Consider the following 22,506-nt stretch of genomic DNA (forward strand, 5'->3'; position numbering starts at 1 on the left):
ATGCGGTCTTGGCTGGGCACATTGGCGGCACTGGTGATATTCGGCGGGGCTCTGGCGGGCCCGGCGGCGGCTGATGCCGGTGCGCCCGGCACCGCGCTGAGCGCCGATCACTTCGGAGTGCTGGCCGGAACGCCCTCCGCCCCGGTGCAGTTGGAGATCTTCTGCGACCCCCAATGCTCCGAATGCGCGAAGTTCGAGGCGGCCTCCGGCGATGACCTGGGCCGGCATCTGGCCGCCGGAGACATCGCGGTGACCTACCGGTGGATGACGTTTCTGGACGCCCGCCGGGGCAACGACACCTCCGCGCGAGTGGGCAACGCGCTGATGGCGGCGGCCGATCCGGCCACCTCTGCGGCGGCCTACCAGGAGTTCGTGAACGGTCTGTACCGCAAGGGCGGCACTCCGAGCGTCGAAGACATCGCGATCACCGCGCGCGAAGCGGGCCTACCGGCCCACGTGGTGGAGCGGATCGCCGCCGGGCAGCCGGCCGTCGACACCACTTCGATGAACGCGTTCAACCGGGTGCAGCTGTTGGCGGCCAACCCGGAACGCCCGGGCACCCCGACGGTGTACGACTTGGCCACCAGAACAATGGTGGACACCGACGACGCCGGCTGGCTGGAGCGGCTGATGGAAGAGCGCCACTAAGGTTCGTAGGCTTGGATCACGCAGCAATATATTGCTTCTCGATGAATTTGAACGACTGCACTGGCAATAAACCATCAGGGTAAAGCCTCGGTCCCGACAATTCCTCGGCGGGCCGCACAGCTACCCGACAAATATGCCAGCGCCGGCATCACCTCTACTCGCAGGCGATGCCATCCCCGTCGCGGTCAAGCCCCGAACGGTATCCGGGCTCGCCCTTGTGAATCGGCGCAGCTCCTGCCGCACGCGCTTCGGCACAGTTCTTGTAGTACGGCTCTGCAGCGGCAACTGGAGCGATTGCAATACCCACGCCAAATGCGAGTGCGCCGGCGAGGGCCACGGTACGACGGATCATTGAAGGACTCCTCGCAACTAAGGCCGCCGTTTGTTGTCAAACGAACGGCACGAAATTTGCAGGAGCCTAACAAGCAATTTCATTTCGGGCAAAGGCCCTATATCGGCGAAACCATTCCGGTAGATTCCGCGTCCCTGCGGCGAGCGGCGCATTAGCCGCTGGTTCCAGCCCACCGCCGCTCGAGGGCGCCCAGCCCCACCAGCGCCGCGATCCCCACCAGCCAGGCGACCACCGCTACCGACCCGGCGGGGATCACTGCCAGTACCGCGGTGCGGTGCTGCACCCGGACCAGATCCGGGTCGGCCTTGTTGTATTCGACGTAAATCCGCATCCCGGTTGCCAATTCGGACGGATAGAGCACTCCCAGTTCGGGGCGGTAGGTGATCCGTTCCGGCGTGACGAACTCGATGGTGGAGCGCCGAAAGCCTGCGTTGAGCACCTCAGCCTCGGCCACCCCCATGTCACGCTCGATGGTGAGGTCGTTGCGCCATGCCCCGGCCACCAGCAGCACCGACTGCAGTGTCACCACCGCCACCAGGATCAGCACACCCATCCGCGCCCAACGCAGCACACGCCCGGCCAGGGTGTTGGAAGCGACAGCGCCGTTGCCATAGATCAGGCTGCGCACCAGCGGTTTCAACGCTCGATAGGCCCGGTTGGACTGGTAATCGGACAGCTTCACAGGGCAGCCTTGATCGCGGCGTGCAGTGTCCGCAGCGAGGACCGATCGGCTTTGACCTCGAGCACCCGCATACCGGCGGCCGGTTCGGCCAGCGCGGCGGGCAGCGCGTCGACGGTGTCGACCTGCCGGCACTCGACGTGATAGGCGCGGCACAGCGCGCCGACGTCGACGTCATGCGGGGTGCCGAAGATCCGCGACGACACATCGGCGAACCGCGGGTCGCCCTGTTCGAGCAGTTCGAAGATGCCGCCGCCGTTGTCGTTGGAGACCACGATGGTCAGCTGGCGCGGTGTCGGCTCGGTGGGCCCGATCAGCAGCCCCGAGCTGTCGTGGACGAAAGTCAGGTCCCCGATCAGGGCGATGGTGCGGGCGTCGGGGTTCTCCCGCTCGTGGGCCAGCGCCGCGCCGATGGCGGTGGACACGGTGCCGTCGATGCCGGCGACCCCGCGGTTGGACCGCACGGCGACATCACGGGCGTCCTCGGCGTTGGCCAGGCCGACCAGCGCCACGTCACGCACCGGGTTCGAGGCGCCGAGCACCAGCTGGTCGCCGGGGCGCAGCGCGTCGACGACAGCCGCGGCCACGTGCAGGCCGGTGGTCAGCGGGTGCCCCGCCAGCTGGTCACGCACCGCGGCGCAGGTGTGGGCGTTCAGCTCCGCGCAGCGGCGCAGCCAGGCTGGGTCGGGCGCCCCGGAGGCGACCGCCCGGGTGCCGGTGGCTTGGGAGTTGCCTGACACGTCCGGCCAGCGCGGCCCGGTGGTCAGCGCGTACACCGGCACCGTCGGGTCGGCCAGCAGCGTCGACACCGGGCGGTGCAGGGTTGGCCGGCCGACCATGATGACCTGCTGCGGGCGCAGCAGAGGCAACGCCAGCGGATGCAGGGGGTTCTCCGGCATCGGGGCGGTGGGTTCGGCCACCGTCGGCAGCGCCGCCAGGTTCGGATGCGCGCCCGCGCCGTGCCCGGCGATCACCACGGTGTCCGGGGTCAGGTCGATCTCCAGAGGCTGATCGAAGCTGACCGGCGGGGTGTAGGTCCAGGGGCGCCCGTGCGGACGGCCCGGGGGCAGCGATCCCGCGTCGTCAGAATCGGGCACCAGCGGCTCCCGCAGCGGAATGTCGAACTGCACAGGTCCGGCGTTGGCGGTACGAGATCCGTTGGCGGCCACCAATACTCGGCACACCGCCGAACGCCAGGTGGCGTTGAGGGCGTCCATCCGGTCGGGGACTTCCTCGGCCAGCCCCAGGCTGATGGCGGCGCGCACCTGGGTGCCGAAGTAGCCGAGCTGCTCCATGGTCTGGTTGGCGCCGGTGCCCAGCAGCTCGTACGGACGGTTGGCACTGAGCACGATCAACGGCACCCGCGCGTAGTTGGCCTCCACCACCGCGGGGCCCAGGTTGGCCACCGCGGTGCCCGAGGTCATGGCCACGCACACCGGCGCGCCGGCACCCACCGCCAGCCCGATCGCCAGATAGCCGGCGGTGCGTTCGTCGATACGCACATGCAGGCGCAACCGGCCGGTCCGGTCGGCTTCGTGCAGGGCGAACGCCAGCGGGGCGTTGCGCGATCCCGGGCACAGCACCACATCGCGGACGCCGCCGCGAATCAGCTCGTCGACGACGATGCGGGCCTGTGCCGTCGAGGGGTTGGTCATTGGTATCAGGTTAGTCGTGCGCCGGGGGCCCAGCCGCCCACCGGAACGGCTTGCCGTCGACCTCGGCGAAGAACTCGAGCGCGGCCTTGTTGACCTGGTCGGGCTTCTCGATGAACCCGAGATGGCCGGCGTCGGGAATCTCCAGGTAGCGCGCACCCGGGATGGCGTCGGCGACCTCGCGGCTCAGGTGCGCGGGGGTGACGACGTCGTCGCTGAAACCGATCACCAGTACCGGCTGGGTGATGTTGGCGTAGGCAGGCAGCCGGTTGGTGGTCGGCGCCACGTCGATCTGGCAGCGCAACCCCGGGGTGTTTTTCACCGGCCACATGGTGAACATCGCGATCCAGTCCTTGATCGCGGCATCGTCACTGAGGGTCTTCGGTGAAAAGCTTTCCAGCAGACGCACTTTTGCTTCGTACTCCGCCGGCAGCTCGATGCCGGATTCGGCGAATTTCACCTCGGCCTGGTGGAAGAAGTCGCGGGCACGGTCGTGGCGGCCGCGGGTCGCCATCAGGACGGCAGATTTCACCAATTCGGGCCGTGCCAGCATCAGTTCCTGGGCGATGAAGGCGCCCATCGACACCGCGACGATCCGGACCGGGTCGATGTTCAGCGATTCGATGAGCTGCGCGGTGTCGGCCACCATGGTTTCGGTGGTGAATCCCGAGGCGTTCTCGGTGGCACCGATCCCGCGGTTGTCGAAGGTGATCGGGCGGTACCGGGCCAGCTGAAAGTCGCGGACCTGGTGCAGGTGCCAACCGCGGCCGGCGCCGCCACGTCCGGCAATGAACAGAACCGGATCGCCATCCTGATTACGGTCGTCGTAAGCGAGGTTGGTCACGGGAGTGAAGGTACGCGACCCCGCGACGCCTTATGGTGTCAGGATCGCAACTGCGCAGCTTGGGGACGGTGATGCGGATACGGGACGCCGGGTTGCCCGCCGGGCTGCTGCTGGCCTGCGCCGTGGTGGCCGGCTGTTCGCGGGTGACCGGAGGCCTGGCGGTGCCGGCCGATCACGAGGGACTCCGTCCGGTGGCGGCGTCGATGCTGCCGGATCTGCTGTTGGAGGCCTCCACCGTCAGCGATGTGATGGGCTCCCCGGGTATGAGGGTGAAAGACTCCCGGTCACGGATGTTCGACGCCGGCCGCCAGTTCCCCGACCGCGACTGCATGCCGGCCTGGATGCCCGTCGAACAGTCGGTGTACGCCGACAGCGACTGGACCGCGACGGTCGCCCAAACCCTCACCGAGAGTGCGCTGGATCATTTCGTGATCCAGGCTGTGACGGTGTTCGCCACCCGCGACACTGCGCAGAGCTTCTTCGACGCCACCGCCCGGCGCTGGAACACCTGCGGCGAGCGGACATTCACCACCAGTGGGGACGACCATTCCGATACGCCGTGGACGTTCGACACGGTCGCCGACGTCGACTCCACGCTGTGGATGACCCAGCACCAGGACGACAGCGCAGGCTGGTCGTGTCAGCGGGCCCTGCGGGTGAGCAACAACGTCGCGATCGACGTGCTCGCCTGCAAGCTTTACGTCAGCGACGAGGCCGTCACGATCGTCAACGGGATCGACGCGCGGCTGCCCAGCGTGTGAGTGTTCTGGTCGTCGGTGACTCGCCGGTCCCGGATTCCACCATGTGGTGTTGTGCCCGGCTATCAGCGACAACTGCTAGGGGGACCGGGCCTGGTGGACACTGTCGCTGTAAGCCGGGCAAAAACCCTGCCCTCCAGCTGGACTCAGACAGCCAGCAGCCGATGGCAGGCCTTGATCCGGTCGATCCACCACTGCCGCCGCCGCGGCGGGGCTGCCAGGGCATGCAGGCGGGCCGGGTCCGGGGTTATCGGGTGCACCGGCAGGTAGCCGTCGGTTTGTTGCGGCGCTTCCGCGATGTCTTCGACGAACAGGGATCCCGTGCCCAGCCCGCAAGCGTGCCGCAGGTCCGGCAGTGCCGCCGCGGCGCGCAGTCCGGCGGCGATACCGACCGCCGAGTCGATCGCACTGGAGACCACCACCGGGATGCCGATCTGATCGGCGATCTTCAACAGCGCCGAAATACCGCCCAGCGGTGCGACTTTCAGCACGGCGATATCGGCCGCGCCGGCGGTCTTGACCGCCAAGGGATCGTCGGCTTTGCGGATGCTCTCGTCGGCGGCGACCGGGGTGTCGACGCGGCGGCGCAGTTCCGCGAGTTCAGCGACGGTGGCGCAGGGCTGCTCCAGGTATTCCAGTGGGCCGTTGGCGGTGAGCGCTTTGGTGGCCTGCACTGCTTCTTCCAAGGTCCAACCGCCGTTGGCATCCACCCGCACAGTGGGAATCAACGCGCGGACGGCCTCGACACGAGCGGCGTCATCAGCCAGGGTCTGGCCGGGTTCGGCAACCTTGACCTTGGCGGTGCGGGCCCCGGGGAACCGCGCCAGCACCTCGGGCACTCGGCCGACGTCGACGGCGGGCACGGTTGCGTTGATCGGGATGCGGTCCCGAAGAAGTTGTGGCGGTTGGTGGTAGGCGCTCTCCAGCGCTGCGGCCAGCCAATGCGCCGCCTCGGGGGCGTGGTATTCGGGGAACGCCCCGAACTCCCCCCAGCCGACCGGGCCGTCGATCAGCGCCAATTCACGAACGGTGATGCCACGGAACCGCACCCGCATCGGCAGTGCCACCACGTGCAGGCGGTCGAGGATGTCGTCGAGGGGCGGCATCGGTCTATGGTGCCGGGCCGGTGGCGAGGTGCGCCAGGAGGGCATTGGGAATTAGGGTTGCCGGCGTCGACCAGCCGGCGAATGCGACGTTCAAGTCGAATTGGGCCGACTACTAGCCTGGGCGGACCCGCTACAGACGTGCATCATGGCTGGCGTAGCTCATGGCGCCAGGGCAGCGCAGACTGCAGCAGGTCGTCAGAGTCAACGCCACCGCGATGAGGGAGACACCATGGGCGAGCAGGCCGAAACCTCTTCCGCTGATACCACCGTTTACTACTCGACCCCTTTCGGAGAGACAAGTGACGGCGAACAAAGACTCTTTTTACTTGAACGCGACGGTATGCGATATTTTCCTGTTTTCCGTACCGTCGAATCGATAAAAGAATTCTATGCACAAAGGGACCGCGTTGCTTATGCGATACTGAAGGGTAACGTCCAGGATGTGATGGAGACGACCCGCTCAATTGAGCTGCTGAAAGGCACGGGAATTGTAATTGAACCCTTGAGCGAACATCCGGTTGAAATCTTGCCTGACGCTTGACGAGCGCTTGGCCGGTTGAGCCGTCCTCAGCACCGCCGATGTTCGCGTGGCCCCAAGACGCGGGGCTCTTTGACTACAGACGGGAAGGGTGAGAAGCCATTTTTGATGCTGACCCTTCGTCAACCCGATGAGAAGCGATTCTCCCGGTAAGTCGTCATAAAGGTTCGCCGATACCAGGGAGTAGGGAAATATCCTGCGGCTGACCATTCCTGAACATAGCGGCAAGCTCATGGACCCGCCGTTTAGCCCAAGCGACGTTTAATTCGCTGAGCACCTCGTACTCATACTTGAAGCGTTCCGCACGGTCGCCTACCAACCTTGAGGCCTCTCGTCTCACGATGCCTTTACAATACCAATAGAGAAGATCATCGAGGCTCCCCGATCGGTCAAAGCCTAGCTTTCCGCGTTCGAAATAAGTGAAATGATAGGAGCCGTCATCATCGACGAAAATATTGAGACCATCATTGGTCCGCATGCCGACCGGCATGGAGGGAATCCCGAGCTCGTCAGACAGCCGATCAATCTCTGCTTGAAGCTCTTTGGAGCTTAAGACAGTCACAACGTCTCGCCGATGTCAGGAAGTAGGGTTATATCCTGCGGTTTGCCATATTTGCGAAAGAGGCCAGCAGTCTCACGAACATTCCTTTTCGCCCACTCGGGGCTAAATTGGCCTAGCACCTGATACTCAAGCAAGAAACGTTCTGCGCGGTCACCGACTTGTTTGGCGGCTCGATCTGTGACGATCTCCGTACAGTACCAATAGCAAAGATCATCAATGCTGCCGACCCTGTCGAAGCCAAGCTTTCCACGTTCGTAGAAAGCAAAGTGATAAGCGCCTTCCTCATCTACGAAGATATTGAGACCGTCGCTGGTTCGCATCCCGACCGGCATGGAGCGTACTCCCAGCGCCTCCGACAACCGGTCGATTCTGCTTTGAAGCTCTTGGGACCTACCGTCCAAGAGGGGGTCCATAGTCATCAAGTATACCTAGCCTTACCAATTCTCTGACGGTTGGCCTAGTACCATCGGGTGCAGTGATCATGTATTGCGTCGCTCCTGATGACGGCACCTGCCCATAATAGGGCTCTACGGGTCCTTCTACTATTTGCCAGCCAGCAGGTAGTGGTTCCCCAGTAACCATGTATCGATTGTAGTTCCCACCAACCGATTCGGGCGCCAGCGACCGATCTGAAAAGGGTGCGCCATCGGGCGCAAGATAGCGGCCGCTTGGCGACCCAAATCTGTCGATGATGGTGCCTTCAGGCAGCTGCGCGGACTGCGGGACATACCCTTGCGGAAATCCGTCGTTCGCTGGCCATTGTCGGGATTCAGGAGTGCCATAACGGGACTCGAATTCGTCCCAAGGGATTCCCCCCGTGGGGTGCCAGCCTCGTAGAACCGCTGCGGGCGCACCACCCTCGGTGAGAAGTTCGGCGGGAAGCCCCGCCCGAACCATGGCACCTTGGCCGCCGAACGGAAGGGTGACGGCGGCAGAGCCGATATCGAATGTCTTTTCGCCGAGGAAGTAGGCGGGGCTGGGCGAGTTCAAGGCGTCTTTGATCTGTGCGACACCGGTACCGACCGGATTCACGAAAGCGCTACCGAGGCCCTTGGCCAGGCCGCCCCAGGATTCCAGGACGCCGGGGGCGCCCGGTCCGCCCTGACCCAGCAGGTTCTTGACGCCCTGTTCGGCGTCCCTCCAACGGTCGCCGAATCCGTCGCCGAACCCCGGCGCCGGCTGTCGCTCCGGCTCCGGGGGCGTATAGCGCGGTAAGGGCTGTTGGGCCTGGATCACGGCTGCGTTGATCCGCGCCTCGATCTGATCCGGCGGAACACCGTCGTTTGTCAGTACCTGCCGAGCCAACACCTTGAAGGTCTCCACGTCCTCGGAGTTCATCGGCACGGGGGCGGTGGAACCACCCGGCTGGCGCCCCTGATTCACCAACCACGGCAAGCTGCCCACCGCCGGCTCACCGGGGGCGGCACTCGGCGTCCGCGGTGCGCCGGCCGGCAACGGATGCCCGGCCGGTGTCTTCGTGCCGTCGTTCGGCATCGGCGGGCCGAATATCGCTCGACCTCCGGCGTCTACCTTGGTCTCTCCGACCACGGCCCGGATGGCAGTTGCCAGCTTCTGGTCCGTTCTGCCCGCGTCGGTCATCAGCGTGGTCAGCCGGCGTTGCAGCGCCTCGAAGTCATTGCGCTTCCGGGGGCTGACCTGTCCGCTCAACCTGCCATCAGGACTGATTGCCCAATCATTACTCACCGCAACCGATTTGATGGATGCCCATTCGCGCTTGCATGCCGCGACCTCAGCTCGTGCGGAGTAGAAGGCGTTGGCTATCGCGGTCGCCTCACTCTGGTGATCGTTGATGTCGGCGCGGTGCTTGCCCAACTCCCGGCGGAACGCGTCGCCACCGTGGCCCTCCCAGTCCTTGAGCCCACTGCCGGCGTCGCTCAACGCCCCACCGAAGTCGGCCTTGCGCGCAGACCGTTCCGTAGCGATCTCGAACACCGTGTCCAGGGTTTCGAGATTCCACTTCTCGATGCCGTCAGTGGTGATCGTCATCCGCTAGGAAGCGCCGGGTCCTCTGGGAACGAGCACGGTGAACATCCGGGCGTGCTCCTCCTCCATCGCCCTGTAATGGCGACCTCCCTCACGCATCGCCTCGGAAAACGCGTGCACGCGCCCGTGCAACCGCTCGTCGGTCGCCTCCCAGTGCGCAGTCAGTTCGGCCAGCGCTTCCGCGGAGGCCCCGGCCCACGCCGCGGCGCAGTCGCCCAGGTAACCCGCGTGCCTGGCCGCGAATGTGCGCGACACATCGGTCGCGTCGGCCACCCGCGAAGCGTGCGCGTGCAACAGCGCGGGACGAACCGACAGTTTCGCGGGATCAATCGGCACCGATGCCACACCCACACCTCCCGTCAGACCCCGAGCAGGAAAGTAGCAAGGCGCCGCAGGTACCGCCAGTCACCTTTCAGACAGTCAGCTCGAACACCCGCTGGGCATTTCCTTGCAGGTAATCCGCCCGCGCCGCGTCATCAAACCCGAGAGCATCCAGGCCATCCAGCGCATGGTCGTGCATGATCATCGGATAGTTGGTGCCGAACAACACTTTTCGTTGCCCGGTACGGGTTTTCATGAACTTGATCAGTTCGTCGGGCAGCCGCTTGGTGGTGTAGGCCGAGGTGTCGATGTAGACGTTCTCGTGCTTGCGGGCGACGGCGACCATCTCCTCGGTCCACGGATACCCGACGTGCCCGCACACGATGACCAGTTCGGGAAAGTCCAACGCCACTTGGTCGATGTAGGGAATCGGACGACCGGTTTCCGACGGCCGCAGCGGCCCGGTGTGGCCGACCTGGGTGCAGAACGGAACGCCCAGCTCCACGCACTCGGCGAACAGCGGGTAGTAGCGCCGATCGGTCGGCGGCGCATTCCACAGCCAGGGCACCACCCGCAGGCCGACGAACCCGTCGTCACGCACCCGGGACCGCAGCTCGCGGACGGCCGCCATCGGGCGATCCAGATCGACGGTGGCCAGGCCCGCGAACCGGCTCGGGTGCGCTCGGACCCACCCGGCGACTTCGTCGTTGGAGACCAGGTCCATGCCGTTGGGGCCGCGCCACGCGCTGAGCAGCCCGAAATCCACGCCGCCGGCGTCCATCGCCGACACGGTGGCCTCGATCGGGATCTCGTCCTCGGGTATCGCCGCGCCGGTCCAGCGCCGCAGCGACGCCAACATGTCGTCGGCGAGGAAGCGGCGCGTCGGGTGCTGCATCCAGACGTCGATCGTCATCGCCTCCACCGTAGCCAGCGCCCGGTACGGTCGCAGGCGTGAGCAGCAATCCCTTTGACGAGAGCATCTGGCGCACAGTCGACGGTTTCGCCGACCTGACCGACATCACCTATCACCGCCACGTCACCGACGCGACCGTGCGGGTGGCGTTCAACCGCCCCGAGGTGCGCAACGCGTTTCGCCCGCACACCGTCGACGAGCTGTATCAAGCCCTCGATCACGCCCGGATGTCCCCGGACGTCGGCGTGGTGCTGCTGACCGGCAACGGACCCGCGCCCAAGGACGGCGGCTGGGCGTTCTGCTCCGGCGGCGACCAGCGCATCCGCGGCCGCAGCGGCTACCAGTACGCCTCCGGTGACACCGCCGACACCGTCGACGTCGCGCGGGCCGGGCGGCTGCACATACTGGAGGTGCAGCGGCTGATCCGGTTCATGCCCAAACCGGTGATCTGCCTGGTCAACGGCTGGGCGGCGGGCGGCGGGCACAGTTTGCACGTGGTGTGCGACCTGACCCTGGCCAGCCGCGAGCACGCGAAGTTCAAGCAGACCGACGCCGACGTCGGCAGCTTCGACGGTGGGTACGGCAGTGCTTATCTGGCCCGGCAGGTGGGCCAGAAGTTCGCCCGCGAGATCTTCTTTCTGGGCCGGACCTACACCGCCGAGCAGATGCATCAGATGGGCGCGGTCAACGAGGTCGTCGACCACGCCGAGCTGGAAGCCACCGGTGTGCAGTGGGCCAGGGAGATCAACGGCAAATCGCCTCAGGCGCAACGCATGTTGAAGTTCGCCTTCAACCTTCTCGACGATGGCCTGGTGGGCCAGCAACTGTTCGCCGGCGAGGCGACCCGGCTGGCCTACATGACCGACGAGGCCGTCGAGGGCCGGGATTCGTTCCTGGAGAAGCGCGATCCGGACTGGAGCCGGTTCCCCCGCTACTTCTAGTCGCCCACGCTAACTGCAGACTCGGCGCGTATGTAACGCCCGAATAGACTCCCTAATCATGAGCCGAAGCCCGCTGCGCCGACTGTCCGACCAGATCACGCTCGCAACCATGCGTCCCCCGGTCGCCGCGCAGCTGATGCACCGACCCGGCACCAAGCCCGTCGACCTCGCCGGCAAGCGGGTGCTGGTGACCGGTGCCTCCTCGGGCATCGGGGAAGCCGGCGCCGAACAGTTCGGGGCGGCGGGCGCCACCGTGATCGCGGTGGCCCGCCGCCAGGAAAACCTCGACGCACTGGTCCAGCGGATCACCGCTGCCGGTGGCACCGCCCACGCCATCGCGTGCGACCTGTCTGATCTCGCGGCGATCGACGCCCTGGTCAAAGACGTCGACGAGCGGTTCGGCGGGGTGGACATCTTGGTCAACAATGCCGGGCGCTCCATCCGCCGTCCGCTGGCCGAATCCCTGGACCGCTGGCACGACGTCGAGCGGACCATACAACTCAACTACTACTCGCCGCTACGGCTGATCCGCGGGTTCGCGCCCGCGATGCGCGAGCGCGGCGACGGCCACATCATCAACGTCGCCACCTGGGGCGTGTTCACGGACTCCTCGCCGCTGTTTGGCGTCTACAACGGCTCCAAGTCCGCATTGAGCGCCGTCAGCCGGTCCATCGACAGCGAGTGGGCCCGCGACGGCGTGCAGTCCACCACGCTGTACTACCCGCTGGTGAAGACCCCGATGATCGCGCCCACCGCGGCGTTCCAGGGCAAGCCGGGACTCACCGCTGAGGAAGCCGGCGCGTGGATGATCGACGCGGCCAGATACCGCCCGATCCGCATCGCGCCGCGGCTGGCGCTGGCGTTCCGCGCACTGGACAACCTCAACGCCGGTTGGGCCACCGCCATCGTCAAGCGGAACCGAATCGAACCCGTCGAGGACTGATGGAGATTCTGGCCAGCCGGGTCCTGCTCCGGCCCACCGACTATCAACGCTCACTGCGGTTCTACCGCGACGAGATCGGCCTGGCGATCGCCCGCGATTACGGCGCCGGAATGGTGTTCTACGCCGGGCAGTCGCTGATCGAACTCGCCGGGCACGGCAGCACAGAGCATGGCGGCCCCTTTCCCGGGGCCCTGTGGCTGCAGGTGCGCGACGTCGCCGCCACCCAGACCGAACTGGAGAGCCGCGGCGTGCCGATCGCCCGGACCGCCCGTCGGGAACCCTGGGGACTGCATGAGATGCATGTCACCGATCCCGACGGACTCACCCTGATCTTCGTGGAGGTTCCCGCAGATCACCCCCTACGCCGGGACTCCCGCCAGGACAAACGCGCGGATGCGTGAGGTTAACGACGGGGAAACAGTTCGGAACGTCTCGACATACACCGGCGTTTCGTACGGGTGATCGTTAGACAACGGCCCCGTCCAGGCCGCAGAATCAGTGCCGTGATGCTCCCGTGAGCCTTGATCTACTCCTTCTGATCATCGTGGTGATCACAGCCTTAGCTTTCGACTTCACCAACGGCTTCCACGACACCGGCAACGCGATGGCGACATCGATCGCCAGCGGTGCGCTCAAACCCAAGGCCGCGGTCACGCTGTCGGCATGCCTGAACCTGATCGGCGCCTTCCTGTCCACCGCGGTCGCGGCGACGATCGCCAAGGGCCTGGTGGACGCCCACCTGGTGACCCTTGAGATCGTGTTCGCCGGCCTGGTCGGCGGCATCGTGTGGAACCTGCTGACCTGGCTGCTCGGTATTCCGTCCAGCTCGTCGCACGCGTTGATCGGCGGCATCGTGGGAGCGATGATCGCCGCGGTCGGCGGGCACGGGGTGAACTGGAGCGGGGTGGTCTCCAAGGTTCTGGTCCCGGCGGTGCTGGCCACCGTGATCGCCACCTTGATCGCCTCCGTCGGCACCTGGCTGGTCTACCGCATCACCCGGGGCGTCGACGAGAAGCACTCCGAGAAGGTGTTCCGGCACGGCCAGATCGGCTCGGCGGCGCTGGTGTCGCTGGCACACGGCACCAACGACGCGCAGAAGACCATGGGCGTGATCTTCCTGGCGCTGATGTCCTATGGCGCCGTCAGCACCTCGGAGACGCTGCCCCCGCTGTGGGTGATCGTCAGCTGCGCGCTGGCCATGGCGGCCGGCACCTACACCGGCGGCTGGCGCATCATCCGCACCCTGGGCAAGGGGCTCGTCGAGATCAAACCGCCGCAGGGCATGGCCGCCGAGTCGTCCGCCGCCGCGGTCATCCTGCTGTCCAGCCACTTCGGCTACTCGCTGTCCACCACCCAGGTCGCAACCGGGTCGGTGCTGGGCAGCGGCGTCGGCAAGCCGGGCGCGCAGGTGCGCTGGGGTGTCGCCGGACGGATGGTGTCCGCCTGGCTGGTGACGCTGCCGATGGCCGGCGGAGTCGGCTCCGGCGCGTACGGCCTGGTACACGGTATCGGCGGCTACCCGGGTATCACCACCGGCGTGGTGCTGCTGATCACCACGATCCTGGCGATCTGGCTGCGGTCGCGCCGGGCGCGCATCGACCACAAGAACGTCAACGCCGAATGGGACGGCAGCCTCACCGGCGGTCTCTCCGCACCGGGCGTGCAGCCCGAGGAGGCCGGCCGCGAAGTCGAGCTTGCCCTCAGGTCGGCCTTCGACACCGGCCCCGAGGGGGCACGGTTGAGCGTCGTCTCCACCGATGACCCCACCACTCGCGAGGTCATCCGGTCATGAGCCAGTGGTTCAACGTCGCCGCGACCATGAAGATCCTGGTCTTCGGTCTGCTGGTCGGCGGCCTGCTGCCGGCACTGTTCGCAGTCGGGGTGCGGGTCAACGCGGCCGGCAGCAATGTCCCGGCGACCGCCGGTGGCACCGCCGGCACGGCCGGCACTCGACGGCTGCTGCTCGCCCTCAGCTGGGCGATCTTCTTGGTGGTGCTGGCCGTGGCGATCATCGGAGTGCTGTTCATCGCCCGCGACTTCCTGGGCCATCACTTCGGCTGGTATCTGCTCGGCGCCAAGCCGAAGTAAACCCGGCTCGACAAGGCGGACGTGCGGCTGCAAAAATCCGCACGGTGACCTTGGAGCTGTTCCTGTTGATCACGGTCGTGATCACCGCATTGGCTTTCGACTTCACCAACGGCTTCCATGACACCGGCAACGCCGTCGCCACCGGGATCGCCAGCGGCGCGCTCAAGCCGAAGACCGCGGTAACGCTCTGCGCCACGCTGAACCTTGTCGGGGCGTTCATGTCCACCCAGGTGGCGGCCACGGTGGCGAAAGATCTGGTGGTCACCCACCTCGTGACGCTGGAGATCATGTTCGGCGGGCTGGTCGGCGGCATCATCTGGAACCTGGTGACCTGGCTGCTCGGAATACCGTCCAGTTCCTCACACGCCCTGATCGGCGGTGTGGTGGGCGCGATGCTCGCCGCAGCCGGCCGAGCCGGGGTTCGCTGGCCCGGGCTGGTGTCGAAGGTGCTGATACCCACGGTGATCGCCGTGCTGGCCGCCACCCTGGTCGCCACCGTCGGAACCTGGCTGGTCTACCGGCTGACCCGCGACGTCTCCCCCGGACGCACCCGGCGGGAGTTCCGTCGCGGGCAGGTCTTCTCAGCGGCCCTGATGTCACTGGCCCACGGCACCAACGACGCGCAGAAGACCATGGGCGTGATCTTCCTGGCGCTGATCACCTACGGCGCAGCGCAGACGACCGACATCATGCCGCCGCTGTGGGTGATCGTGTCCTGCGCGCTGGCGATGGCCGCGGGAACCTACTTCGGCGGGTGGCGGGTGATTCGCACTCTGGGCAAGGGACTCGTCGAGATCGAATCCCCCCAGGGCATGGCCGCCGAATCATCCTCGGCGGCCATCATTTTGCTCTCCAGTCACTTCGGTTACTCGCTGTCGACCACGCAGGTGGTGACCGGATCGGTATTGGGTTCGGGCCTGGGCAAACCCGGGGCCACCGTGCGCTGGGAGGTGGCCCGGCGGATGGCCACGGCCTGGCTGATCACCCTGCCGCTGGCCGGCACCATCGGCGCGGGTACGTACTGGCTGATCCACAGCATCGGCGGTTACCGCGGCACCATCGCCGGCCTGATACTGCTGGTGGGGGTGTCGGCGCTGATCTGGCTGCAGTCCCGCAAGGTCCCGGTCGACCACACCAATGTCACCGCCGATTGGGGTGCGCATATGACCGATGGACTCGAAGTCATTGCCCCGCAACCTCTTACACCGTCGTCACCTGACGAGGTCGACGCGGAGGGGGTCGGTGCGTGAACGCCCTGAGCGCCTGGTTCAACTATGTGGCCACGGCCAAGATTCTGATCTTCGGCCTGTTGCTCGGCACCGCACTGCCCGGGTTGTTCGCCGTCGGGGTGCGCCTGGGCGCCCTAGCGGACGGCCCGACGACGCACCGCCGGGAATTCATCCTGCTGCGGTGGGTGGTCTTCGGGCTGTTGGTGGCGGTGGTGCTGGCCGGCGTGTTGTTCATCGCGCGCGACTTCATCGAGCATCGCATCGGTTGGCAATGGGACGACTGGGGCAGCTGGGAAGGGGTTTTCGGCCTTGAATAGACGTAATATCGTTGCCGACATGTTCCGTCCGGTGTCGGCGCGGGGAAGTTGACGCAGTATGAACAAATTTCTTACCTCGATCGTCGCCTGGCTGCGCGCCGGGTACCCCGACGGTGTCCCGCAGAACGACTATGTCCCGCTGCTGGCGCTGCTGTCCCGGCGGCTCACCAACGACGAGGTCAAGGCCGTCGCCGGTGAACTGATCGGCCGCGGCGAGTTCGACCAGATCGACATCGGGGTGCTGATCGCCCGCCTCACCAACGAGCTGCCCGCACAGGAAGACGTCGACCGGGTGCGAGAGCGGTTGGCGGCCAAGGGCTGGCTGCTGGACGACGCCCCCACCAGCGGAGGGACCCCATAGTCGGCCTACGTGCGCTGGTCGTCCCACCCGGCGATGCCGTCTCGACGCTGCTGACCGCCCTGCAGGGGGTTCTGGACGGCCACGACGCCGCGCTGACGCCCGTGGTCCCCGACACCGATCCATCGATGCTGACCGCGCTGCGGGTGGACGAACCCATCGATGACGACATCGCGTTGGTGGTGACGACGTCGGGAACCACCGGAACCCCCAAGGGTGCGCTGTTGACCGCTGACGCACTTCTGGCCAGTGCCAACGCCACTCACGATCGGTTGGGCGGCCCGGGACGCTGGCTGCTGGCGCTGCCACCGCACCACATCGCCGGAATCCAGGTTCTGGTGCGCAGCCTGCTGGCCGGCACCGTCCCGGTACAGCTCGATGTTGCGACGGGGTTCGATATCGCGCAGCTCCCCGAATCGGTCGCCGCACTCGGGACCGGGCGCCGTTACACCTCGCTGGTCGCCGCCCAACTGGCCAAGGCACTGACGGATCCGGCGTCGACGGCCGCGTTGGCCGAGCTGGATGCCGTGCTGCTGGGCGGAGGCCCGGCGCCGCAACCGATCCTGGACGCGGCGGCGGCCGCCGGCCTGCGCGTGGTGCGCACCTACGGTATGAGCGAGACCGCCGGCGGCTGTGTCTACGAAGGGGTGCCGCTGTTGGGGGTCGCGGTGCGCGTCGGCGGCGACGGGCGGATCAAGGTCGGCGGGCCGACCGTGGCGCGGGGATACCGCAACCCCGTCGACCCGGACCCGTTCGCCGAGCCGGGATGGTTTCAGACCGATGACGTTGGGGCCCTGGATCCCTCGGGGCGGCTGACGGTGCTCGGCCGCGCCGACGATGCGATCAGCACCGGTGGGTTGACGGTGCTGCCCGGGCCGGTGGAAGCCGTGTTGTCGACCCATCCCGCGGTGGCCGACTGCGCGGTATTCGGAATCGCCGACGACCGGCTGGGCCAACGAGTGGCCGCCGCGGTGGTGGTCGCCGGAGCGACGCCACCGACACTGGAGTCGTTGCGCGCCCATGTCGCGGAATCCCTCGATGCCACGGCGGCACCCCGCGAGGTGCACATCGTCGCGGAGCTGCCCCGCCGCGGGATCGGCAAGCTGGACCGAAAAGCGTTGGCGCGTCGGTTTACTGACTGAGCCGAGCAAGGCGAACGGTGTTGTCAGTCGCCTCCACCACCGGAGCCACCGGAACCGCCGCCCGAGCCACCACCGGACCCGCCACTGGAACCTCCGCTCGAACCACCGCCCGAGCCGCCACCGGAACCTCCGCTCGAACCACCACTGGAACCCCCACTCGACCCACCACTGGAGCCCCCACTCGAGCCACCACTCGACCCACCACCCGAGCCACTGGAACCGTCGCTCGAACCGCTGCCGCCGCCGGAGCTGTTACCGGAACCGCCGGGACTACTCCCGGAACCAGTACCACCCGACCCAGTACCACCCGACCCGGTACCACCTGAGCTGTCGCCCGAACCACCGGTGCTGGGTCCACTTGGCTCACCACCCGATCCGGGACTGCCCGAACCGGTATCGCCCGACCCGCCCGACGTGCCGCCCGACCCCCCGGAATGACCACCGGGGCTGCTGTCGTCAGACCCGCTCGATCCACCGGGGTTGCTGCCGGAGCCACCGGTAGTGCCATCGTCGCTGCCGGATCCGCTACCACCGGAAGGGCTTCCGCCCGAATCACCGTTGCCGGAATCGCTTCCGCCGGAATTACTTCCGCCGGAACCGCCGCTGCCCGAACCGGTGTTTCCACCCGAACCGGTGTTGCCACCCGAACCGGCATCGCCACCGGAATGACCGCCGCCGGTGTTTCCCCCGCCCGAACCGGCGCCTCCCCCACCACCGCCACCGCCCGAGCCGGGCAGCCAACCACCACCGCCTCCAATAGGCCCGGGAATGATCGGCACCGGAATCGGGACCGGGATGACCGCCGGCGGCGCGGGCGCAGCAGGCGGCTGCACCGGGACCACGGCAGGCGGCGCAACCACCGAAGGGGGTGCTACCGGCACCGGATTCGACGGGGCTACAACCGGTTCAGGGGCTGGAACCGGCTTCGGGGCCGGCAGCACGGGCATGAAGTTGCCCGGTACCGGTTGAGGCTGCAGCGGCTGCGCCACCACCGGAGGCTGCAACTGGGTGGTTGCGGCGGTCGGACGGATCCCGATCGTCACGGCCACCGCCAGCGCCGCGGATCCTGCCACCAGGAGGCCCCCGACCGAGCTGGCCACCAGCAGGGCGCGACCCACCGGTGGCCGCAATGCCTCCAACTCCTGAGTCTCGTCGTCGTAGTCGCCGTACTCGCCGTACTCGTCCTCGGCGTACTCCACCGGCAGCAACTCGGAATCGTCGTCGGTCATGGAATAGGCGAGCTGCTGTTCGGACTCGGCCACCTCAACCGCGGGTGTCACCGCGGTGGCGGTTCCATCCGCCGGGCCTCCCTCTGGCTGCGCGGGTGCGGCCATCGTCGCGTCTGCGGCGGGGGCCGACAGAAACGTGGTCTCGCCGTCCTCGCCTGACGCATTGCGCGCCAACGCGACCGCCGACCGGGCCTGGGGCAGCTCGGTAACGTTGTCGACCCCCGCCTCGGCAAGGGCCCCAAGAAGCTCTGCCATCAGTTCCGAATCCGACCAGCACAGCCGCGTAGCGGCCAGGCGGTGGCCTTCCTGGGCCAGCGCGTGGTGTGTGCCGGTGACCGTCGCGGCCAGCGTTTCGACCGGATTCTGCGTCAGATCGAGCATCGACTCATCGAGCACGGCATCCCCGTAGGCGTCCGATTCGACCAGCGCCAGCCGGGCGAGCGCGCCGGTAACCGACACCCCCAGCGCGACATCCATTGCGCGCCTCCTTCCGCGGCCGCTCGATTCGCCAGTCTAGCCGCGCGAACCGACAACCGACCGGCGCAATCTTGGCTGATCAGCGGTGTTCGCCCGCTCCGCGGTTATGGTGAGCAGGTGATCGCCGAGTCGACCAGGAGCTGGAATATCGGCCGCGATGTAGCCGCCACGGTGCTGCTGTGCGCCGCGCCGGCGTTGCCATGGAGCCTGTACCTCGGTTTCGGAGTTCCCGCCAGCGATATCCGGCTGATGGCCGTGCTGGCCGCCACTACGGTGCTCGCGCTGGGAGCGGTCGTCGCGACCTACGCCGGACCCTGGGGGATCTTGAGCGCACACGCCGACCCTGCCGTCGCCGGACGGCTGCGTCTGCTGCTCAGCGCGCCGTACCTGATATTGGCGCTCGGCGTGGTGGCTGCCGATGTCGTTCAGACCATTCGATACGGCGGCAGCTCCCGGCCGCCCGGCGGTGTGGGCCCGGGTGCCTGGCTGGGAGTCACCGGCGCACTACTGGCCGCGCAGCCGGTGCTCGACGGACCCGTGCGGGTATGGCGGCGCGCGGTCCGGATCCTCGGCTACACCTCGATCGCCGGTGCCACGTTCAGCGTGCTGTTCAACCTGTATTGGCGCGTACGCTACGCCCTCCCCGATGCGGACTCGGCGAGCGGCTTCGGCAAGCAGCACGTTGCGATCATCGTGACCGCCCTGGTGTACGGCGCAGTCGCCTGGATCACCGTGCTTGCCGCGTCACGGTGGATTCTGCGGCGGGACAAGGCCTCCCAGCTCGGTACGATCCTGCTGGGCGGCGCCACGCTGCTCGCCGGACTGCTGGTGTGGGCACTGCCGGTGGGCCGTCTCATCGACGGTTTTCACGGCATCGCGCAGAACACCTCGACGGCGGGGGTGGGCTTCGAGGGATACCTGGCCTGGGTGGCCGCCGCAGCACTGTTCGCGGTGGCGGCGGCACGTGACACCTTCGCGGCCACCTGGCTGGCTGCGACCCGTAACACGTTGCTACTCATCATCATCTGGAGCCTGGGGTCGGCACTCATGCGTATCGACGACCTCATCGTCGCGGTCGGCTTGGACCTTCCGTATTCGCCGTATGACAGCGCGGTGATGGCGTCCTTCGACGTGGTGACCGCGGTGATCGCGGTCTGGCTGCGGATCAACTTGGGCAATCGCGCCCTGCCCGCGGCCGCCATCTGGTCGGTGAGCGCGCTCCTGTTCGGCTTCACGATCGCCCGCGTCGTGGTGGGCGTCGGTTTGGCGCCTCGTCTCGCGGACCCCCAGCGCGCCGCTGCGCTGGCGAACCCGGTGTACGGCAACGGATTCGCGCAACAGATCACCAGCACGTTCGATGTGGTGCTGTGCGGACTCGCGCTGTGCGGCCTGGTGGTGGCGATCGTCGCCGGCCGGTTCCAGATCCCCGCCGACGACCGTCCCAAACCAGGTGAACCCGGCACTCCGCGTATCTTCCGGTCGCCGGGTTCCGCACCGGTGTCACCCGCGGGCGGGCCGAAGATCTATCGGGGCGCCGACGAGCCGGCCGAGGACGGCGAGTTGAGTCAGGGCAGTTCGAACGGCAACTGAATGCCTTCGTGGGGCAGGCAGTGCGTGCAGGTGCGCTCTTCATCGATCTGCTCGATGGCCTGGTGCACCAACGCTTTGAACGGCTCGATGTTCTTCTGGAACTCCGCGAACACATCGACGACCTTCACACCACTGCCGACATCGACGCCGGCGTCCAGATCGGTGACCAGAGCTACTGCGGCATAACACATTTCCAATTCGCGAGCCAGCACCGATTCGGGATATCCGGTCATGTTGACCAGCCGGAAGCCGGCCGCGGCGAACCATTGACTTTCAGCCCGGGTGGAGAATCGCGGCCCCTGGATCACCACCATGGTTCCGCCGTCGACGACGTCGGGCAGGCCGGTCACCACGGTGCGCAACGTCGGACAGTACGGGTCGGCGAACTCGACGTGCACACCGCCGTCGTCGAAGTAGGTGTCAGCGCGGTCCCGGGTGCGGTCGACCAGTTGATCGGGCACCACCACCGCTCCGGGCGGCAGGTCCGGCGTCAGGCTGCCGACCGCGCACGGTGCGAGGATCCGGCGCACCCCCAGTGCCCGCAACGCCCACATGTTGGCGCGGTAGGGGACCGTGTGGGCCGAATACTCGTGCCCTTCGCCGTGCCGGGGCAGGAACGCCACTTCGTGGCCGCCAACAGTGCCGATGGTGATGGGCGCGCTGGGCGCCCCGTAGGGGGTGTCGCATTGGACGCGGCGCGCATCGTCGCCGAAGAACGAGTAGAAGCCACTACCGCCGATCACGCCCAACATATCGCGCCGCTTCCTCCTCGTCGCTCCGCTCCGCATCGTCAGCGCCGGGCAAGTTCGGCTCCTCCCGCGTGCAAGGATCGTGCCCATGTCTGAAAAGGCCAGCTTTGCACAGTGGATCTCCGGCGCCCGTCCCCGCACCCTGCCCAACGCGATCGCCCCGGTGATCGCCGGAACCGGCGCGGCGGCCTGGCTCGGCGCCGCGGTGTGGTGGAAGGCGCTGCTGGCGCTGACCGTCGCGGTGGCGCTGATCATCGGGGTGAACTTCGCCAACGACTACTCCGACGGCATCCGCGGCACCGACGACGACCGGACCGGTCCAGTGCGGCTGGTGGGCTCGCGGCTGGCGGCCCCGCGCTCGGTGCTGGCGGCGGCGATCGCCGCGCTGTCGGTGGGCGCGCTGGCCGGTTTGGCGCTGGCGCTGCTCAGCGCGCCGTGGCTGCTGGCGGTGGGCGCGGCCTGCATTGCCGGGGCTTGGCTGTACACCGGCGGGTCGAAGCCGTACGGCTACGCCGGCTTCGGCGAGATCGCGGTGTTCGTGTTCTTCGGTCTGGTGGCGGTGCTGGGCACCCAGTACACCCAGGCGCTGCGGGTGGATTGGGTCGGCGGGGTGCTGGCGGTGGGTGTCGGCGCGTTGTCGTCGGCGGTGCTGGTGGCCAACAATCTGCGCGACATCGCCACCGACAGACCGGCCGGCAAGATCACGCTGGCGGTACGCCTCGGGGATGCCCGCACCCGGGTGTTGTTTCAACTGCTGCTGGCGCTGGCCGGCGTGCTGACGTTGGTCCTGATGCGGGCCACCCCGTGGTGTGCGGCCGGGTTGCTCGCCACTCCACTGGCGCTGCGGGCCGCGGCACCAGTGCGCTCCGGACTCGGCGGCGCCGCGCTGATCCCGGTGCTGCGCGACACCGGGCTGGCCATGCTGGTGTGGGCGATCGTGGAGGCGGCGGCGCTGTCCCTGGCTTGACTCTGCGCCCACCAGGCCATGCACTCGCCTCAGACTCAAGTGATCGCTGCAACACCTGACCAGGAAGGGGTCGGTGCTGCATGGGTCACGAGACGGGGT

26 protein-coding genes are annotated in these 22,506 nt (G+C 67.2%); 14 read left to right on the forward strand and 12 right to left on the reverse strand.

Annotated elements, in window-relative coordinates; translation table 11 throughout:
- The gene (locus AWC16_RS17540) at positions 1-648 is read left to right on the forward strand and encodes a DsbA family protein (protein WP_085266010.1); all 648 of its coding nucleotides are present in this window, start codon (positions 1-3) and stop codon (positions 646-648) included.
- Between the two features lie 154 nt (positions 649-802).
- Here the strand turns inward: AWC16_RS17540 and AWC16_RS17545 are convergent, their stop codons facing one another.
- The 4 genes from AWC16_RS17545 to AWC16_RS17560 form a co-directional block, all read right to left on the reverse strand.
- Positions 803-1,000: an excalibur calcium-binding domain-containing protein gene (locus AWC16_RS17545; RefSeq protein WP_085266011.1), complete on the reverse strand. Its 198-nt coding sequence runs from the start codon at positions 998-1,000 to the stop codon at positions 803-805.
- 151 nt (positions 1,001-1,151) lie between these two features.
- A complete protein-coding gene (locus tag AWC16_RS17550) occupies positions 1,152-1,676 on the reverse strand; it encodes a DUF3592 domain-containing protein (protein WP_409370700.1) in 525 nt (174 codons plus the stop codon).
- A 2-nt stretch (positions 1,677-1,678) separates the two neighbouring features.
- A complete protein-coding gene (gene menD, locus AWC16_RS17555) occupies positions 1,679-3,334 on the reverse strand; it encodes a 2-succinyl-5-enolpyruvyl-6-hydroxy-3-cyclohexene-1-carboxylic-acid synthase (RefSeq protein ID WP_085266012.1) in 1,656 nt (551 codons plus the stop codon).
- 10 nt (positions 3,335-3,344) lie between these two features.
- Positions 3,345-4,175: an alpha/beta fold hydrolase gene (locus AWC16_RS17560; RefSeq protein WP_085266013.1), complete on the reverse strand. Its 831-nt coding sequence runs from the start codon at positions 4,173-4,175 to the stop codon at positions 3,345-3,347.
- Between the two features lie 71 nt (positions 4,176-4,246).
- Between AWC16_RS17560 and AWC16_RS17565 the strand changes: the two genes are divergently transcribed.
- Positions 4,247-4,936: a sensor domain-containing protein gene (locus tag AWC16_RS17565; protein WP_234812327.1), complete on the forward strand. Its 690-nt coding sequence runs from the start codon at positions 4,247-4,249 to the stop codon at positions 4,934-4,936.
- Positions 4,937-5,079: 143 nt separating this feature from the next.
- Here the strand turns inward: AWC16_RS17565 and AWC16_RS17570 are convergent, their stop codons facing one another.
- Complete coding sequence (locus AWC16_RS17570; protein ID WP_085266014.1) at positions 5,080-6,039, reverse strand: o-succinylbenzoate synthase; 960 nt, start codon at positions 6,037-6,039, stop codon at positions 5,080-5,082.
- Positions 6,040-6,268: 229 nt separating this feature from the next.
- Here AWC16_RS17570 and AWC16_RS17575 point away from each other — a divergent pair, with 229 nt between their 5' ends.
- A complete protein-coding gene (locus AWC16_RS17575) occupies positions 6,269-6,580 on the forward strand; it encodes an SseB family protein (protein WP_085266015.1) in 312 nt (103 codons plus the stop codon).
- Positions 6,581-6,734: 154 nt separating this feature from the next.
- Here AWC16_RS17575 and AWC16_RS17580 read toward each other — a convergent pair whose 3' ends face one another.
- The 5 genes from AWC16_RS17580 to AWC16_RS17600 all read right to left on the reverse strand — a co-directional run bounded on the left by AWC16_RS17580 (position 6,735) and on the right by AWC16_RS17600 (position 10,377).
- A complete protein-coding gene (locus tag AWC16_RS17580) occupies positions 6,735-7,067 on the reverse strand; it encodes an Imm63 family immunity protein (RefSeq protein ID WP_085266051.1) in 333 nt (110 codons plus the stop codon).
- A 68-nt stretch (positions 7,068-7,135) separates the two neighbouring features.
- Entirely contained in the window at positions 7,136-7,471 is a 336-nt protein-coding gene (locus AWC16_RS17585; RefSeq protein ID WP_085266052.1) for a hypothetical protein, read from the reverse strand.
- A 58-nt stretch (positions 7,472-7,529) separates the two neighbouring features.
- Complete coding sequence (locus AWC16_RS17590; protein WP_085266016.1) at positions 7,530-9,146, reverse strand: TNT domain-containing protein; 1,617 nt, start codon at positions 9,144-9,146, stop codon at positions 7,530-7,532.
- A gap of 3 nt (positions 9,147-9,149) precedes the next feature.
- Positions 9,150-9,488, reverse strand: coding sequence for a hypothetical protein (locus AWC16_RS17595; RefSeq protein WP_133055963.1), 339 nt, complete (start codon positions 9,486-9,488; stop codon positions 9,150-9,152).
- A 67-nt stretch (positions 9,489-9,555) separates the two neighbouring features.
- The gene (locus AWC16_RS17600) at positions 9,556-10,377 is read right to left on the reverse strand and encodes an amidohydrolase family protein (RefSeq protein WP_085266053.1); all 822 of its coding nucleotides are present in this window, start codon (positions 10,375-10,377) and stop codon (positions 9,556-9,558) included.
- A gap of 38 nt (positions 10,378-10,415) precedes the next feature.
- Here AWC16_RS17600 and AWC16_RS17605 point away from each other — a divergent pair, with 38 nt between their 5' ends.
- The 9 genes from AWC16_RS17605 (at position 10,416) to menE (ending at position 17,395) form a co-directional block, all read left to right on the forward strand.
- Positions 10,416-11,318 (forward strand): 1,4-dihydroxy-2-naphthoyl-CoA synthase, encoded by a 903-nt coding sequence (locus AWC16_RS17605; protein ID WP_085266018.1) that lies wholly within the window; start codon positions 10,416-10,418, stop codon positions 11,316-11,318.
- 58 nt (positions 11,319-11,376) lie between these two features.
- The gene (locus AWC16_RS17610; RefSeq protein ID WP_085266019.1) at positions 11,377-12,261 is read left to right on the forward strand and encodes an SDR family oxidoreductase; all 885 of its coding nucleotides are present in this window, start codon (positions 11,377-11,379) and stop codon (positions 12,259-12,261) included.
- A complete protein-coding gene (locus AWC16_RS17615; RefSeq protein ID WP_085266020.1) occupies positions 12,261-12,662 on the forward strand; it encodes a VOC family protein in 402 nt (133 codons plus the stop codon). The genes AWC16_RS17610 and AWC16_RS17615 overlap by 1 nt, the downstream gene beginning before the upstream one ends.
- A gap of 113 nt (positions 12,663-12,775) precedes the next feature.
- Positions 12,776-14,053 carry an inorganic phosphate transporter gene (locus AWC16_RS17620; RefSeq protein WP_085266021.1) on the forward strand — a complete coding sequence of 426 codons (1,278 nt, stop codon included), beginning with the start codon at positions 12,776-12,778 and terminating at the stop codon, positions 14,051-14,053.
- Positions 14,050-14,349, forward strand: a complete 300-nt coding sequence (locus AWC16_RS17625; protein ID WP_085266022.1) for a hypothetical protein — start codon at positions 14,050-14,052, stop codon at positions 14,347-14,349. The genes AWC16_RS17620 and AWC16_RS17625 overlap by 4 nt, the downstream gene beginning before the upstream one ends.
- A gap of 44 nt (positions 14,350-14,393) precedes the next feature.
- Positions 14,394-15,599: an inorganic phosphate transporter gene (locus AWC16_RS17630; RefSeq protein ID WP_085266023.1), complete on the forward strand. Its 1,206-nt coding sequence runs from the start codon at positions 14,394-14,396 to the stop codon at positions 15,597-15,599.
- A 5-nt stretch (positions 15,600-15,604) separates the two neighbouring features.
- A complete protein-coding gene (locus tag AWC16_RS17635; RefSeq protein WP_085266054.1) occupies positions 15,605-15,895 on the forward strand; it encodes a hypothetical protein in 291 nt (96 codons plus the stop codon).
- Positions 15,896-15,953: 58 nt separating this feature from the next.
- Complete coding sequence (locus AWC16_RS17640; RefSeq protein WP_085266024.1) at positions 15,954-16,256, forward strand: DUF3349 domain-containing protein; 303 nt, start codon at positions 15,954-15,956, stop codon at positions 16,254-16,256.
- Positions 16,257-16,303: 47 nt separating this feature from the next.
- Entirely contained in the window at positions 16,304-17,395 is a 1,092-nt protein-coding gene (gene menE / locus AWC16_RS17645; protein WP_409370701.1) for an o-succinylbenzoate--CoA ligase, read from the forward strand.
- Positions 17,396-17,418: 23 nt separating this feature from the next.
- On the opposite strand, the gene AWC16_RS23975 is transcribed toward menE, so the two are convergent.
- A complete protein-coding gene (locus AWC16_RS23975; protein ID WP_085266026.1) occupies positions 17,419-19,101 on the reverse strand; it encodes a DUF7159 family protein in 1,683 nt (560 codons plus the stop codon).
- Between the two features lie 117 nt (positions 19,102-19,218).
- On the opposite strand from AWC16_RS23975, the gene AWC16_RS17655 reads away from it, so the two are divergent.
- Complete coding sequence (locus tag AWC16_RS17655; RefSeq protein ID WP_085266027.1) at positions 19,219-20,691, forward strand: DUF7937 domain-containing protein; 1,473 nt, start codon at positions 19,219-19,221, stop codon at positions 20,689-20,691.
- On the opposite strand, the gene AWC16_RS17660 is transcribed toward AWC16_RS17655, so the two are convergent.
- Positions 20,667-21,443: an S-methyl-5'-thioadenosine phosphorylase gene (locus tag AWC16_RS17660; protein ID WP_085266028.1), complete on the reverse strand. Its 777-nt coding sequence runs from the start codon at positions 21,441-21,443 to the stop codon at positions 20,667-20,669. The two genes, AWC16_RS17655 and AWC16_RS17660, sit on opposite strands and share 25 nt — an antisense overlap.
- An 85-nt stretch (positions 21,444-21,528) precedes the next feature.
- Here AWC16_RS17660 and AWC16_RS17665 point away from each other — a divergent pair, with 85 nt between their 5' ends.
- Entirely contained in the window at positions 21,529-22,407 is an 879-nt protein-coding gene (locus AWC16_RS17665; RefSeq protein WP_085266029.1) for a 1,4-dihydroxy-2-naphthoate polyprenyltransferase, read from the forward strand.
- Positions 22,408-22,506 lie beyond the last annotated feature (99 nt).

This window comes from Mycolicibacter longobardus, from assembly GCF_002102265.1.
Classification (GTDB): Bacteria; Actinomycetota; Actinomycetes; order Mycobacteriales; family Mycobacteriaceae; genus Mycobacterium; species Mycobacterium longobardum.

What these genes read in the sequence shown, in the direction of transcription:
- AWC16_RS17565 (WP_234812327.1), top strand. Translation starts at nt 4,247, where the DNA reads ATGCGGATACGGGACGCCGGGTTGCCCGCCGGGCTGCTGCTGGCCTGC.
- AWC16_RS23975 (WP_085266026.1), bottom strand. Translation starts at nt 19,101, where the DNA reads ATGGATGTCGCGCTGGGGGTGTCGGTTACCGGCGCGCTCGCCCGGCTG.
- AWC16_RS17575 (WP_085266015.1), top strand. Translation starts at nt 6,269, where the DNA reads ATGGGCGAGCAGGCCGAAACCTCTTCCGCTGATACCACCGTTTACTAC.
- AWC16_RS17625 (WP_085266022.1), top strand. Translation starts at nt 14,050, where the DNA reads ATGAGCCAGTGGTTCAACGTCGCCGCGACCATGAAGATCCTGGTCTTC.
- menD (WP_085266012.1), bottom strand. Translation starts at nt 3,334, where the DNA reads ATGACCAACCCCTCGACGGCACAGGCCCGCATCGTCGTCGACGAGCTG.
- AWC16_RS17665 (WP_085266029.1), top strand. Translation starts at nt 21,529, where the DNA reads ATGTCTGAAAAGGCCAGCTTTGCACAGTGGATCTCCGGCGCCCGTCCC.
- AWC16_RS17610 (WP_085266019.1), top strand. Translation starts at nt 11,377, where the DNA reads ATGAGCCGAAGCCCGCTGCGCCGACTGTCCGACCAGATCACGCTCGCA.
- AWC16_RS17570 (WP_085266014.1), bottom strand. Translation starts at nt 6,039, where the DNA reads ATGCCGCCCCTCGACGACATCCTCGACCGCCTGCACGTGGTGGCACTG.
- AWC16_RS17580 (WP_085266051.1), bottom strand. Translation starts at nt 7,067, where the DNA reads ATGCCGGTCGGCATGCGGACCAATGATGGTCTCAATATTTTCGTCGAT.
- AWC16_RS17640 (WP_085266024.1), top strand. Translation starts at nt 15,954, where the DNA reads ATGAACAAATTTCTTACCTCGATCGTCGCCTGGCTGCGCGCCGGGTAC.
- AWC16_RS17600 (WP_085266053.1), bottom strand. Translation starts at nt 10,377, where the DNA reads ATGACGATCGACGTCTGGATGCAGCACCCGACGCGCCGCTTCCTCGCC.
- AWC16_RS17660 (WP_085266028.1), bottom strand. Translation starts at nt 21,443, where the DNA reads ATGTTGGGCGTGATCGGCGGTAGTGGCTTCTACTCGTTCTTCGGCGAC.
- AWC16_RS17615 (WP_085266020.1), top strand. Translation starts at nt 12,261, where the DNA reads ATGGAGATTCTGGCCAGCCGGGTCCTGCTCCGGCCCACCGACTATCAA.
- AWC16_RS17545 (WP_085266011.1), bottom strand. Translation starts at nt 1,000, where the DNA reads ATGATCCGTCGTACCGTGGCCCTCGCCGGCGCACTCGCATTTGGCGTG.
- AWC16_RS17590 (WP_085266016.1), bottom strand. Translation starts at nt 9,146, where the DNA reads ATGACGATCACCACTGACGGCATCGAGAAGTGGAATCTCGAAACCCTG.
- AWC16_RS17585 (WP_085266052.1), bottom strand. Translation starts at nt 7,471, where the DNA reads ATGCCGGTCGGGATGCGAACCAGCGACGGTCTCAATATCTTCGTAGAT.
- AWC16_RS17540 (WP_085266010.1), top strand. Translation starts at nt 1, where the DNA reads ATGCGGTCTTGGCTGGGCACATTGGCGGCACTGGTGATATTCGGCGGG.